Genomic DNA, 13,495 nt, shown 5'->3' on the forward strand with positions numbered 1-13,495 from the left:
ATGGATTTCAACTTTATTCTACTCTTTATCGATGTAATACATCTCCAGATGCCAGACTTCCTCGGCGGTGAAAGAGGAGCTTTGGGCAGTGATGATCCTATTATCAAAGGAGTGATTCTCTCAATGTTTGCAGTATCTGGATTTGGTATCTTATTGAACATCTTCAATGCAGCAGTCAGAAAGAAAATGGTAGACCAAGTAAAACTAAAACGAATTATGAAAGAGACTCGTGGATGGCAAAAAGAAAGAATGGCTGCAATGAGGGCAAAAGACCAAGCAAAGATTGCAGAACTTGGAAAAAAATCATCATACATGAACAAAATGTCAATGGAGATGATGCAGATGAATATGAGACCAATGATGATTACATTTGTTCCTTTAATTTTGATCTTCTATCTAGTATTGCCACAACTATTTTCATACACTGTAGCTTTCTCCCCAATCCCTCTAAATGTAATTCCTGGAGACATGTTCCAATTGACATGTACTGCAGAACAAGCACTTGAAGAAGGACATCATTGTTTTGGTAAAGAAAATGCTTTGTATCTGTGGGCTTGGTATTTCCTTTCATCTATTGCATTTAGTGGAATTATAATGAGACTCACCAAAACATCTATGGATCTCAGTTGACCAAATCTATAGTTATTTCTGGTCCTCCCGCAGTAGGCAAAACAACTGTTGCTAAAGGATTAGCAGAAGAATTTCAATTAAAATATCTTAGTGGTGGCGATGTCCTAAAAGAAATGGCAGAAGAACACGGATTTGATTCTAAAGGTGATGATTGGTGGGATACAGAAGAGGGAATGAAGTTTCTCAAACAACGCGAAGAAAATTCTGAATTTGATAAAAAACTAGATGAAAAATTAATTGATTTTTTTGACAAGGGTGGAATGGTAATTACCAGTTACACTTTGCCTTGGCTGATTAAAGATGGAATAAGAATTTGGCTTGAGGGTTCTCATGAAAGCAGCACTAAGAGAATGCAGTCAAGGGATAGTATGAGCCCAGAAGATGCATATGAGATTACAAAAAAAAGATTTGATAGGAATAAAGCATTGTACAAGAAATTATATGATTTTGATTTCGGAGAAGACAAATCAGTATTTGATTTAATTATAAATACGGATAATTTAACAGCAAAACAAGTTATTGATGTAACTAAAGAAACTGTGAGAAAATTACTATGACGCTAAAACAATTACAAAACCTTGTAGAAATTGATCAAGACATCACTGATGATGCATACGGAACATATTATGATAAAAGATCAATTGAGCAATTACTAAATTACGGAATTATTCTTTTGGATAAACCTCCTGGTCCTACAAGTCATGAGACTGTTGCATGGACAAAACGACTCTTAAAACTTCCAAAGATTGGTCACAGTGGTACACTTGATCCTCAAGTTTCTGGAGTTTTACCTTTAGGTTTAGGTGAGGCAACAAAAGCACTGGGAGTTTTACTGTATGGTCCTAAAGAGTATCATGCACTAGGACGAGTTCATTCTCTTCCATCAAAAGAAAAATTAAATGAAATTGTTGAAATGTTTAGAGGAGAGATTTTCCAAAAGCCTCCACAACGTTCTGCAGTATTGAGACAAACAAGAACCAGAACCATCTATGAATTTGAGATAATTGAACAAAAAGAGAGATTACTGTTAACTAGAATTTTATGCGAAGCTGGAACTTACATTAGAAAACTATACTATGATATCGGAGAAATTTTGGGCCCTGGTGCAACTATGGTTGAGCTTAGAAGAACTCGAGTTGATCAATTCTCTGAGCGTGATGGTTTGGTAACTTTGCATGAACTTGCAGATGCATTTGCAATCTGGGAGGAGAAAAAAGACGATACTAAACTCTTGAAGATGATTAAACCCGTTGAATATGCTCTTAGTGAATTAAAATCTGTAGTAGTTAGAGATTCTGCAGTTGATGCAATGTGTCATGGTGCGCAACTGGCAATTCCTGGAATTTTACAAATCTCTCAAAATCTCAAAAAAGGCGATATCGTTGGAGTTTATACACAAAAAGGTGAAGCCGTAGCTTTGGCCGAAGCTACAATGTCTGAGGAGGAAATCAAAGATGCTACTAAAGGATATGCATTTGAAACAAAAAGAATTATCATGGCACCTAAAACTTATCCTAAAAAATGGAGAACAAAACCAACACCTCCAAAGGATTAAAAAATCAAGAATTATTTTAAAAGAAATTGTTAGCAAAAAGCCTTGTACTCTTTATTGGAATTGGCGTGGTTGCAGGTCTTGGTTTTGGAATATATCTAGTTGATTTTAAAAGTACAAGTCATTTAGTTTTTGTTGAAGGGCCTTCAGTTTCAATAGTTACTGAAAAATCTGATTTTAAAAAAGGTGAGACAATACTTATTCGAATTGTAAACTCTGGAACAGTTCCACTATTATTTTCTGATTCATCATATGGACTTCGAATAACTGGATTGTCTGGAATTCTGATGTTTTCACCTGCAGTTTCAGAGAAACAAGGAATGTCAAATTTAGAACCTGGTGATGAAGTTTCTTTTTCATGGAATCAAATAAAAAATGATGGAGATACAGCTTTGGAAGGTCTTTACAAAATATCCACAAAAGGAATCGACGATCAAGGAAATAATGTAGAGAAATCCACAACTATTACGATTTGGAAATAGTTTCTCAGTAACATAATTTATAATCACAAATTACAGAACATCAATGTCGCAAGACTAGTGCCGGGGTCGCCTAGCCTGGTAGGGCGCGCGCCTGGAAATAATTAACCATAAAGCGCGTTCTCGCAAGGGAACGGGAGTTCAAATCTCCCTCCCGGCGCCATTTTTAATTTGAATTTTATATGAACACCTTTACGAATAATCATTGAATACTCTGGAATCTTCTGAAATCTCATCAACTGAATGGATATCTATCAATCAGTTTATTCATGAGATAAAATCAATCAACTCTACATGTGTGTCTGTCTATTATCCATACGGTAAGGGATCTGAAATAATTTCTTTACTAACAGAAAACAAACGTAGTGAAACTGTTGAGAGAATTGAATCTAAAATAGAGAAAAGAATTCTAGAATTAAAAAAGGACCCATCATTACTTGGAAAATTTGCAGAAACTCTTTGTATTTTTGGTTGGGTAAATAATGATAAAATAATAATTAAAGAGATTGGAACATCAAAAAAACTTCCTTACATCTACATGAAAAGTAAAAAACCATACATCAAGCCATTCAATGATGTTCTAAAAACAAATTATGATGTTTTGTTAGTAACCCTTGATCAAAAGACTGCAAGAATACAAAAATTTCATGGCAGTCAGATTTTACAAGAAGCAAAACTCAAAATTGATTTACAGGGTAGGCATAAAAAAGGAGGACAAAGTCAGGGGAGATTTTTGAGGGCAAGGCAAACAAAAATTCATGTTTTCTTTAAGAAAGTTGCAAATAAAATTAAAACAATGGATTCTAATTCAGAATTACTTTTGTTGGGTGGTTCTGGTCCTGCAAAAACAGAATTTTTCGATGAACTTGATTCAGAATTAATGAAAAAATGCAGATTTGTAGAAAACCTGTCTTTTTCAACTCCGTCTAAAGAAATCCATGAGAAAATTATCCATCATCTATACCAGCATAGGAGAAAACATGTAGTTGAGTTGCTTGCAAAATATGAAACTCTAGTCAAGGATGGGCTAACTGCAAAAAGAAATGCTGTCATTTACAAAGCACTGGAAAAGGGAGCAGTTGATATCTTGATAGTTTCAGCCAATTATCACACCAATTCTCAATTCAAAAATATTGTAAAAATGCTTGAACTTGCAAAAAATACTTCTTGCAAAATAGAATTTGCAGTATCTCCAAATGTCATTAAAAAATTAGAGATTGATAATTCTGTTTTGGCAATTCTCAGATATAGAATAAAATAAAATTCATTAATCTAGTGTATTTTTTGGATTATTTCATTGAACTTCCAAGGACCGCATTGCGCTTCAGTGTCTTCACATTGAAAGAATCCTTCCTCATGTAGATGATTTACAATGTGTGCAGCAAATGGCAAAGCACCTGTTGCCCCTGGTGAATTATAATTTAAAATATGAAATGATGCTTCATCATCAATCTGAATTACATCTGGCACAAATTTCCCTCCCTCATCGATGATTGAAGATCTTATTCCTGCTGTACCTTTTTCAGTTATTTTGTCAGCATCTATTTTCGGCAAGAATTTTTTTACTCTATTGACCATTGCACTTTTTGACATGGATGATTGTATTTCATTTACTGCAAGTTCTTGAAATTGTTTATCAAAAATTGCTTTTCTTGCACCAGAGCCTAACATCTCTAGCATCTTTGGAAAGAATTCTTTGATGTTTTCTACCTTATCGTATCCGTATGGGCTGAATACAGGTACTGCATTGGGACCAATCTCACAACTGCCATCTACTCTGAGAATCCAATGTGGATCTAAGAATGGATAATCTGGAAATTCAGGTACTGAATACACGCTAGATTTTGTAAGGTTGTTGTATGCTTTGGGAACTTTCCAATACTCACCTCTGAAATGTACATCTGTAACTTTTTTTGCAACTCCCATACTGTGTGCAATGTCTACTGCTTCTCCTCCTGCAGCATTGATTAGAAATTTTGTATGAATTTCATGTTCACCATCTATTGTAATTGTCCATCTATCTTTTCCTTTTCTTATCTTTGTAACTCTCGTATCAAGCAAAAGTGTTGTACCATTTTTTTCACTGTCTTTCATTATTGAATTTGTAAATAAAGAATAATCTGTAGATGCATCTTTGTAAACACATAATGCAGATTCACATTTAATTTCCGGCTCTGTTTTTTTTATTTCTTCTTTGTTTAATAGTTCGATGTCGCTATCTTCTAAACCATTTTCTTTTCCCCACTTTAGATATTTTTCAAGAACCTTGATTCCTTTATCATCTAATGCAACTTCGATTACTCCATCTTTTTTGAATGGTAATTTTTTTAGTTTTGCATATGTTTCCCACATCTCATAACCATGAAATGCTGATTTTGCAAATAATTTTTTCTTTATTGGATTGTATAGATATGGAGCATGAACTTTTCCAGTATTTCTTCCACTTGTATGAAAAGCAACCTTGTGAGCTTGTTCAATAACTGCTATTTTTTTTGATTTATTTAGAGATGATAAAAAATACGATATCGAAGTTCCAAGAATTCCCCCTCCGATAATAATAACATCAAAACTATGTGCCAATAACTTTCAATTATAATTTGATCAAGTTGATAATAAATTGAATCTATGACAATCAAGATTAATAACCAATAAAATTCTAAATCAAACCATGCTACCTGACAAGTGCTCAGTAACAGAAGAAGGAAAACAATGCGTTAATCCTCCTCACTTTATCGTATCGATTGTTTCTAGTTCTGATGAGTATATGGTTGGAGTAACTTGCCAAAAACACAAGCACATTGTATCTGGTAAAATAGGCATTTTACAAAAAGAAGGTAAGATGCATGATGGAAAAATTAGTTTTGAACCAGTAAAAGCAATTGGAACTGATTGTGTTCATGGTGATACTGATGATTTTGTCCAAATTGACATGAATCGTTCCAAAAATTGAAATAATTTACTTTCATAGAACTAGTAATGCTTTTAGAATTATTATCTGATTTGATAAAAATTGATGATATTTTACTTATCATAAAAAATAATGGCGCCACAAGTGAGATTCGAAGTGATTCTCTTAGTATTAGACAAAAGGACAAATGGATTACTATTGGAGATAATGACGGACCAGCACACATGCATCTAAACTCTGAGGTAGTAAAATCCGCAGAATTTATTCAAGAACAGAAACCTGACAAAATTAGTTTCAGTGTCAGATTCTTTGATGAAGGCGGTGAACGTATTCTTGCAGCATTTTTTACAAAGATGTATGATGATTCAAAACAATTGGTTGCTGAAAGAAAAAAACTCTATGATCAACTAAACCAAAAATTTTCTTCTAGTATTAAATTTTAAAAAAAACCCTTGTCTGAAAAAGACAAGGAGGAAAAATGTTATTCTTCAGATTCTTTTCTTTTCTTTTCTTTTTCAGATTGAACCTTTGCTAATTCTAATTCTTCATTCGTATGTTTGAATTTTTTCATTCTGATTTTAGATTGCAATTTAGATATAAAAACTGCGCATTATACTCGGTGCCAACTCATGCGTGAAAATCAATATCCTACTGAATAGATTGGTTTTTTTCCATTAATTCCTAGATTCAAATTCTTTACTGTAATTTCAGCCATTTTCATCCTTGTCTCTTTTGTAGAGCTTCCTATGTGTGGGGCAAGTATGATGTTTGGTAATTTTACAAATGGGTGGTTTTTCTTGATTGGTTCGTTTTCAAAAACATCCAAGCCTGCACCTGAAATGATTTTTTTCTTTAATGCTGTGGCAAGATCTTTCTCATTTACTACTTTTCCCCTTGATGTGTTGATTAGAAATGATGTTTTTTTCATTTTTTTTAAAATTTTCATGTCAAACAATCTGTCTGTCTCTTTTGTGTGAGGCACATGTATTGAAAGAAAATCACTCTCAGCGATTAGCTTTTCAAATGAGACATATTTTGCACCAAGGGATTTTTCTTTAGATTTTGAAGCATGTTTTCTGTTGTGATATATTATTTTCATATCAAATGCCTTTGCTCGCTTTGCAAGTGTACTGCCGATTCTACCTAAACCTAAAATCCCAATTGTTTTTCCTTGAAGGTCTACACCAACATAATCATATGCACCGTAGATTTCTCTCCATCTGCCATCTCTGATGATTCTATCTCCTTCAGTTGTTCTTCTAGCAATATCAAGCAATAATGAAAAAGCTAAATCTGCTGTCGCATCTGTTAAAACTTCTGGGGTGTACCCTATGCGGATTTTCTTTTCTTTAGCGTATAGAGTATCTATATGATCAAAACCTACACTGTATGTACTGATAACTTTGAGATTTTTACCCTCATCAATCATCTCTTTGTTGATTTTATCATATGGAAAACAAATCAATCCGTCAATATCTTTAATCTTTGATCGTAGCTTAGTTTGTGGAATTGGGATTTGACCTGAATGAATTTCAATTTGATATTTTTTTCTCAACTCTTTTAGTGCAAAATCATGTAAAGTCCTTGTAAGGAAAACTTTCTTTTTCATCAGTCTTGACATTCATCTCAAACCATTTATACGATTTCCTTGTACTTTTAGTAGTGGCTTCTAACGTTGAAGAGGAAGAATTTGCTATTTGTGTTGAATGTGGAAATTCGATTGAAAAATGTATTTGTGTATGTCCTTATTGTGGTGAACGTGATAAATGTGAATGTGCATTGTTTGATGCAGCCACTGGAGGTTAGAAGAAATGAACCATCTTACTATTAAAATTCAGGAAATGTGTGAATCGTTGTGAGTTCAGTTGATTTTACTTGGCTAATTGGAGGCCCTCAAGGCAGCGGTGTTGAATCAGGTGCCAATATTTTCTCCAAAGTATGTGCTGAAATGGGCTATCAAATATTTGGAAAACGTGAATTCTACTCTAACATTAAGGGTGAACACAGTTACTTTGCAGTTAGAGTAACTGATAAAAAAATCAATTCAAATGTTAATGATGTAAATTTAATGGCGTCCTTTGACGCTGAAACAATCTTTCGTCATTATGATGAGGTAGTATCTGGTGGAGGAATAATTTATGATTCTGATTTAGATGTGATTAAAACAGACTCTGTTCATACACTTGATGCTCCATTTAAAGAAAGATTACACAAGGAGCTTGAATCTAAAAATAAACCGTTAACAATTGCAGGGGTTTTAGAGATTGCAAAAGAAAATGGTGTTAAACTATTCCCTGTATCTTTTAAATCAATTCTTGAATCATTAGCTGAAGAGACTGAGAATCCTCGATTGAAAGGATTGATTAGAATGTATAATGTAATTGGAGTTTCTTTGTCTTTAGGATTAGTCAAGATGCCTACTGGTTCACTGATAAATGCAGTTGGAGAAATCTTTTCTTCAAAACCTGAAATTGCAAAAATAAATCAACAAGCTGCAAACTATTCTTACAATTATGTTACTGCAAAATATGAAAACTTTGAACATGTCTTGTCTGGAACAGAGAAAGAACCTGGAACTATTTTGGCTCAAGGTTTTCAGGGAACTGCACTAGGAAAAATGGCATGCGGATGCAGATTCCAACCGTACTATCCAATTACTCCTGCATCTGATGAATCTGTATTTCTTGAATCAAATGAAATTTTAGAAATCTCAGGTGATAGACCTGGATCAACTGCAGTTATCCAAACTGAAGATGAAATTTCTGCAATGGGAATGACTATTGGTGGAGCACTAACTGGAACTCGCTCAGCTACATGTACATCTGGACCTGGATTTGCATTGATGGCTGAAATGTTGGGTTGGGCAGGAATTAATGAAGTGCCCGTTGTAATTACAAATTATCAAAGAAGCGGACCATCAACTGGTCTACCTACACGACATGGCCAGGATGATTTACTTTTTGCAGTACATGCAGGCCATGGTGATTTTCCAAAAATTGTTTATGCTTCAGGTGATATTGAGGAGAGTTTCTATGATACTGGAAATTGTTTCAACTATGCAGAAATTTTCCAAGTGCCATTAATCCATCTTATGGATAAATTCATGGCAAGTTCTGTAATTACTTGCAAGAGATTTGATCCTGCAAAAATTACAATCAATAGAGGAAAACTATTGGAAAAAGTAGATGATGGGTACAGACGATTTGAATTTACTGATGATGGGATATCCCCTCGTTCTAAATTGGGATTAGATAATGGAATTTTTTGGAATACTGGGGATGAGTCTGATGAAATAGGTCACATTACTGAGGATCCAATTTTACGTGTAAAAATGATGGATAAGAGGATGTCTAGATTGGATTTAATTCTAAAGGAGATACCTGTTGATGAGCAAGTAAAGTCTTTTGGCATTGAAGAGCACACAATAATTTCCTGGGGATCTGCAAAAGGTCCAATTCTTGATGCAATAGAGATGCTCAAAAAAGAGGGAATATCCATAGGATTTGTTCAACTAAAATTATTACATCCATTTCCAGGTGATTATGTTGATTCTTTATTGAAAGATGCAAAAACGATCATTGACATTGAGGCAAATCATTCAGGTCAAATGGGAAAACTTTTCAAACAAAATACATCCCGTGATATTGACTACTTTATCTTAAAATACAATGGACGAGCAATGACTAGTACTGAAGTTTATGATTCACTTAAGAAAATTATTGAAAAGAAAGCAGACAAACGTGAGGTTCTAATGCATGGCGCTTAAACTAGCAGATTACAAGACAGACGTTCACAATGATTGGTGTGCCGGATGTGGTGATTTTGGTATAGTCAATGCAATTCAGATGGCATTAGCTGAGATGGGTGTTGAAAGGGATAAAGCTGTAATGTTTTCTGGAATTGGTTGCTCTGGTAAGACATCGCATTTCATTAACACATATGGTGTGCACACATTGCATGGACGGGTTTTGACATTTGCACAAGGCGCAAAAATTGCAAATCCTGATCTTACTGTTGTTGCAGTAGGTGGAGATGGTGATGGTTTGGGAATTGGTGCTGGTCATTTTGTTGCAGCCGGTAGACGAAATGTGGATATGACTTACATTATTTTTGATAACGGGGTTTACGGTTTAACCAAAGGTCAAGCATCCCCAACTTTGAAATTAGGAGAAAAAACAAAATCATTACCTTCACCAAATACAAATTCTAATGTTAATCCAATCGGATTGGCAATTGCAAGTGGTTTTACATTTGTAGCTCGTGGTTATTCCTATGATGTTAGACATCTCAAAGATTTGATTGTGCAGGCAGTAAATCACAAAGGTCTGTCATTTCTTGATGTATTGCAACCATGTCCAACTTACAATGATCTTAACACTCGCGATTGGTATGCTGGTGCTGATTTAATGGATGAGGCTCAAAAAAGACATTCTAGAATTTACAAACTAGAAGATCAAAAGTTTGACCCGCTAGTCCACTATGGTTCTGAAGTTGAAGTAAATGAAAAACTATCTCAGGCCTTGATTAAATCACTTGAATGGGGAAACAAAATCCCAACTGGTGTATTTTACAAAAATGAACTGACATCCCCATACACTCAAAGAATTAAAGATAAAATTCCAAATTATTTGGAAAATCCTCCTGCAAAACAAAAAATTTCAGAAAATGGTACTCCTAATACTGATATTTCAAAAATATTGGATTCACTAGAAGTCTAAATTTCACTCAGTAACCTAACAAGTTATAGGCAAGTTTCGTAGAATATTATTTTGCATTTGAATATTAACGAGGCAAATAAAATATTTCGAAAATCTATCATAAAGGGTTTCTTTGAACCTGAATTAGTTAATTTAGATTTTCAAAAATCATCCATCAAACATCCTGTGATTAATGATGATGGTCTTATGCAGTCTGATTTACTGCATGTGTTTTTTGATGTGGAGACTGGTTCTGATTATCCGGACGGTGATGAATGGTTTATTGTAGATATGCTATTTCCTCATGATGTAAAATTACCTGATTCATTAAAGGGTACTGATTATTTTACCACGTTGTCTGTTGATGACAAGCAAACATTTTGGCATCATAGGGAATTGATTCGCTTCAAATATGGAAAATCAAAAAAACTTGTTGATGCATTGGAGTTTTTAGAGTCAAAGTATAAAGAACTGCATGAATTATTAGAGCCTTTACAAAAAGATCTCAAGTAATCTCTTTCCAGGAATCTCCACTGAATGTGTATTTTTTATTTTCAGATGAGGCAGTATCAAGACGCCATCTAATTGACTCTGGATCAAACCTGTAAATTATTTTAGAGATACCTGATGGGATTTTTTCTGGATCTAGGTGATATGGAAGTAGTTCTAAAACAAAATCAATTTTTTCTAATGCATTATCAAACCATTGTTTATCTTCGATATCTATTATGAAAATAATTTTTGGATAACCGGAAAAATTAATTACAATTTTTAAAGCATTTCCGGTACCTCTTCGTCTCTTCATTTCCTTGAACACTGCTTTGATTTGTTCCCAACGTTTGAAATCAAACCACTGGAAAAATTCTTCATTGAATTGCAGTGGAATATCAATGTCTAAGGAACTAACAAAATTTTCATCATCTGCCTCTATTTCATCTTGAATTATGGTAAAGCGGGAATTTAGATATCCATATAGAACTTCAATCTCCCAAGGTGAGATACCATAGTATCGTAATGTCGTCTTTACATTTTCTGACAATGATTTAAAATTCTAAAAATTGTAATTAAAGCTTCAATCTTGCCTGATCTAGTGCAATTTGACCTTAAAACTAAAATTATATTGAATAACACCCTATTGTAGATATGAAGAAAGAATTTGTAGTAAAAAGCATTGATTCTGCACCTGACGGAGCACCATATGTTGTAGTTTCACTATCTTCTCTAAAAGATCTAAAGGAAGGAACTCCAACTCAACAACCACCATTTGGAGCACCCAAAGTAATGGGATTTTCAAACATGAATGATATGATGAAAGACTTGAACAAGATGATGTCTGGAATGGGTGGAGCAGGAATGCAATCAGGAGTTACTCAATTGAAACTTGAAATGCATGAGTACAAAGAGATGGGTCTCTCAGTTGGTGATAAGGTATTCTTAGAACTAAGTAAGGCTGAAACTCTCGGCGTTTAATCCTACCAGATTGTGTTAAAGTATTTCCAACCATAAAATGCTGCTATAGTGCCAATTACAAACAACATTGGTTTCCATGCAAACACTGGAATGCTCGGTGTTGCAAGTTTTACTTTATAATTATCAACTATGGCAGTTACATTTTTCTTAATTTTATCATGCCAAATATTATAGTCTACTTGATATTTTTTTAAAATTTCTTCTACTTCGTAAACTACTGGTGTTCTTTGAGAAAACAAATGTTGCAGATAGTCCCTTGAAACTTCGACTTCTGCATGAATGCCGATTAATCCTTTTTTCAAATCAACCATTCGCACATGCATCTCCCAAGGTTTTTTTAATTTTAAATTCAAACCACTTCCAATTTGATCTGGTTGTTTGTGTTCTAGCTTTACTTTGGTAAATCCTTCAGCTGCAAATATTTTTGTCAACTCTTCAAAACTTTTCTTTACTACAATGTGGAGTTGCTCTACACCGTCTTTACTATCAACATCGATCTTGTGTTTTATTCCATCAAAGAAAGACACTGTTTTGGGATATGTGGTGAGATATTCCATTGAGTCTTTCACCGGATTCCTCTATTTAAAGCAGAACCGGATTTTAGGTTAAACCTTTGGAGGATTTGACAGACCTCTGACGTAAACGCATTGATCAGGAGAAATTGCCATCTCTGATGGACTGATTTTTCTATCTGTGAGAACAGCTTCAGAATTTCTAACTATTGCAAATGGTTTTGATTCTGCTCCTTCTCCCATCTTGTGGTTTGCAATTGTTGCAAGATTATCTACAACTGCTTGAAATGTAACCTTTAATGGATTGCCATCAAGATCTTTTTTTGCTCTCATATCTAAAACTGGTTCAATACCTGCACAAGATATTGCAACACCTGATGTGCCGATTCTTGCAGGCATTAGTCTGCTATCTACAAGAATAACTCCTACATGAATGAAAAATTTTAAGAAAATTTTTCTACGAATTTCTTCTGCTGTTTGATATGGGTTAGTTGGGTAAAGTATGGCAAGACCTTTTTTTGCATTTGATTTGTCAATTCCTGCATTTGGTGCCATGATGTTGTCAGCTGATGTAATCACAAATCCTCCAATTCCGCCGAAAATTTTATCTGATTCTCTGATTATTATTTCTGCAATTTCTGGTTTTAGTTGATATTCCTTTGATACTTTGTTTCCTTCCTCTGATGTGATAATTTTCTCCAAATCTACGATTCTTCCTTGTGAGTTTGAGATGTATTTTGTAGATATTACCAAAACATCTCCATCTTGTAAAGACTCGTTGTTGTTTTCTAATGTTTTTAGCAATGTTTCAAAAACATCAAATTTTGAATCCATTCTTTCTGCTAATAGTGGGAAAACCGTTAATTGCACAATGTTTCTAGTGTTCCTTTTCTTTTTTATTGTTGTGAATAATTAGAATATTGTAGGTATTAGAGATGGAACAAAACGAAATTGATGAAATTTTAGAACACATCAACACCAAAGTGGCAGAAAATGTTCCCAGTCTTGTAAAAATGATTGTTAGAAAAAAGCTTGGCAGTTTTCAATCATTTGAGGCTGAATCCTTGCCTGAATCTCTGAGAAATTGTTCTGTTGAGGAGTTAATCTCTATAGTTAAACACGGTCTTGATACTGGAAAATTAAAAATCTAAGTCTGAAAATAATTTTCATGGATCATTTGTTCATTAAGGTTTTAAACAAATTATGCTAATCTATGTCATGTCAAATGATAAATCTGAATCTTGGGA

Annotated in this window: 18 protein-coding genes and 1 tRNA gene; 14 read left to right on the forward strand and 5 right to left on the reverse strand. The window is 34.0% G+C overall.

The genetic code is table 11. From position 1 onward, the window contains the following. The 6 genes from C5F49_RS02220 (at window position 1) to C5F49_RS02245 (ending at window position 3,922) form a co-directional block, all read left to right on the forward strand. On the forward strand, window positions 1-630 hold the full coding sequence (locus C5F49_RS02220) for an EMC3/TMCO1 family protein (RefSeq protein WP_179363122.1): 630 nt from the start codon (window positions 1-3) through the stop codon (window positions 628-630). Then, a complete protein-coding gene (locus tag C5F49_RS02225) occupies window positions 627-1,187 on the forward strand; it encodes a cytidylate kinase-like family protein (protein ID WP_179363123.1) in 561 nt (186 codons plus the stop codon). Before C5F49_RS02220 ends, C5F49_RS02225 begins: the two co-directional genes overlap by 4 nt. Further along, window positions 1,184-2,185, forward strand: coding sequence for an RNA-guided pseudouridylation complex pseudouridine synthase subunit Cbf5 (locus C5F49_RS02230; RefSeq protein WP_179363124.1), 1,002 nt, complete (start codon window positions 1,184-1,186; stop codon window positions 2,183-2,185). Before C5F49_RS02225 ends, C5F49_RS02230 begins: the two co-directional genes overlap by 4 nt. A gap of 26 nt (window positions 2,186-2,211) precedes the next feature. After that, a complete protein-coding gene (locus C5F49_RS02235; protein WP_179363125.1) occupies window positions 2,212-2,664 on the forward strand; it encodes a hypothetical protein in 453 nt (150 codons plus the stop codon). Between the two features lie 59 nt (window positions 2,665-2,723). After that, window positions 2,724-2,824 (forward strand) — tRNA-Ser (locus C5F49_RS02240). Between the two features lie 42 nt (window positions 2,825-2,866). Continuing rightward, window positions 2,867-3,922: a baeRF10 domain-containing protein gene (locus C5F49_RS02245; protein WP_179363126.1), complete on the forward strand. Its 1,056-nt coding sequence runs from the start codon at window positions 2,867-2,869 to the stop codon at window positions 3,920-3,922. Between the two features lie 11 nt (window positions 3,923-3,933). On the opposite strand, the gene C5F49_RS02250 is transcribed toward C5F49_RS02245, so the two are convergent. Then, window positions 3,934-5,241, reverse strand: coding sequence for an NAD(P)/FAD-dependent oxidoreductase (locus tag C5F49_RS02250; protein WP_179363127.1), 1,308 nt, complete (start codon window positions 5,239-5,241; stop codon window positions 3,934-3,936). Between the two features lie 88 nt (window positions 5,242-5,329). On the opposite strand from C5F49_RS02250, the gene C5F49_RS02255 reads away from it, so the two are divergent. Both C5F49_RS02255 and C5F49_RS02260 read left to right on the forward strand, forming a co-directional pair. After that, a complete protein-coding gene (locus C5F49_RS02255; RefSeq protein ID WP_179363128.1) occupies window positions 5,330-5,611 on the forward strand; it encodes a hypothetical protein in 282 nt (93 codons plus the stop codon). A gap of 26 nt (window positions 5,612-5,637) precedes the next feature. Beyond that, the gene (locus C5F49_RS02260; RefSeq protein ID WP_179363129.1) at window positions 5,638-6,012 is read left to right on the forward strand and encodes a ChuX/HutX family heme-like substrate-binding protein; all 375 of its coding nucleotides are present in this window, start codon (window positions 5,638-5,640) and stop codon (window positions 6,010-6,012) included. Between the two features lie 197 nt (window positions 6,013-6,209). On the opposite strand, the gene C5F49_RS02265 is transcribed toward C5F49_RS02260, so the two are convergent. Then, window positions 6,210-7,178 carry a 2-hydroxyacid dehydrogenase gene (locus tag C5F49_RS02265; protein ID WP_179363130.1) on the reverse strand — a complete coding sequence of 323 codons (969 nt, stop codon included), beginning with the start codon at window positions 7,176-7,178 and terminating at the stop codon, window positions 6,210-6,212. A 53-nt stretch (window positions 7,179-7,231) separates the two neighbouring features. On the opposite strand from C5F49_RS02265, the gene C5F49_RS02270 reads away from it, so the two are divergent. Genes C5F49_RS02270 through C5F49_RS02285 form a run of 4 tightly spaced genes read left to right on the forward strand, consistent with a single transcriptional unit; the run spans window position 7,232 to window position 10,779 of the window. Then, complete coding sequence (locus C5F49_RS02270) at window positions 7,232-7,375, forward strand: hypothetical protein (protein WP_246275362.1); 144 nt, start codon at window positions 7,232-7,234, stop codon at window positions 7,373-7,375. A gap of 49 nt (window positions 7,376-7,424) precedes the next feature. Continuing rightward, a complete protein-coding gene (locus C5F49_RS02275) occupies window positions 7,425-9,335 on the forward strand; it encodes a 2-oxoacid:ferredoxin oxidoreductase subunit alpha (RefSeq protein WP_179363131.1) in 1,911 nt (636 codons plus the stop codon). Next, window positions 9,325-10,287 carry a 2-oxoacid:ferredoxin oxidoreductase subunit beta gene (locus C5F49_RS02280; protein ID WP_179363132.1) on the forward strand — a complete coding sequence of 321 codons (963 nt, stop codon included), beginning with the start codon at window positions 9,325-9,327 and terminating at the stop codon, window positions 10,285-10,287. The genes C5F49_RS02275 and C5F49_RS02280 overlap by 11 nt, the downstream gene beginning before the upstream one ends. 51 nt (window positions 10,288-10,338) lie before the next feature. Further along, window positions 10,339-10,779 carry a hypothetical protein gene (locus C5F49_RS02285; protein WP_179363133.1) on the forward strand — a complete coding sequence of 147 codons (441 nt, stop codon included), beginning with the start codon at window positions 10,339-10,341 and terminating at the stop codon, window positions 10,777-10,779. Here C5F49_RS02285 and C5F49_RS02290 read toward each other — a convergent pair. Continuing rightward, entirely contained in the window at window positions 10,772-11,305 is a 534-nt protein-coding gene (locus tag C5F49_RS02290) for a hypothetical protein (protein WP_179363134.1), read from the reverse strand. The two genes, C5F49_RS02285 and C5F49_RS02290, sit on opposite strands and share 8 nt — an antisense overlap. A gap of 104 nt (window positions 11,306-11,409) precedes the next feature. On the opposite strand from C5F49_RS02290, the gene C5F49_RS02295 reads away from it, so the two are divergent. Next, window positions 11,410-11,736 carry a hypothetical protein gene (locus tag C5F49_RS02295; RefSeq protein WP_179363135.1) on the forward strand — a complete coding sequence of 109 codons (327 nt, stop codon included), beginning with the start codon at window positions 11,410-11,412 and terminating at the stop codon, window positions 11,734-11,736. A gap of 2 nt (window positions 11,737-11,738) precedes the next feature. Here the strand turns inward: C5F49_RS02295 and C5F49_RS02300 are convergent, their stop codons facing one another. Continuing rightward, window positions 11,739-12,293: a hypothetical protein gene (locus C5F49_RS02300; RefSeq protein WP_179363136.1), complete on the reverse strand. Its 555-nt coding sequence runs from the start codon at window positions 12,291-12,293 to the stop codon at window positions 11,739-11,741. A gap of 48 nt (window positions 12,294-12,341) precedes the next feature. Then, window positions 12,342-13,118, reverse strand: coding sequence for a coenzyme F420-0:L-glutamate ligase (locus tag C5F49_RS02305; RefSeq protein ID WP_179363137.1), 777 nt, complete (start codon window positions 13,116-13,118; stop codon window positions 12,342-12,344). Window positions 13,119-13,183: 65 nt separating this feature from the next. Between C5F49_RS02305 and C5F49_RS02310 the strand changes: the two genes are divergently transcribed. Next, window positions 13,184-13,399 carry a hypothetical protein gene (locus tag C5F49_RS02310; protein ID WP_179363138.1) on the forward strand — a complete coding sequence of 72 codons (216 nt, stop codon included), beginning with the start codon at window positions 13,184-13,186 and terminating at the stop codon, window positions 13,397-13,399. Window positions 13,400-13,495: the final 96 nt, after the last annotated feature.

It is taken from the genome of Nitrosopumilus oxyclinae (assembly GCF_013407165.1).
Lineage (GTDB): Archaea > Thermoproteota > Nitrososphaeria > Nitrososphaerales > Nitrosopumilaceae > Nitrosopumilus > Nitrosopumilus oxyclinae.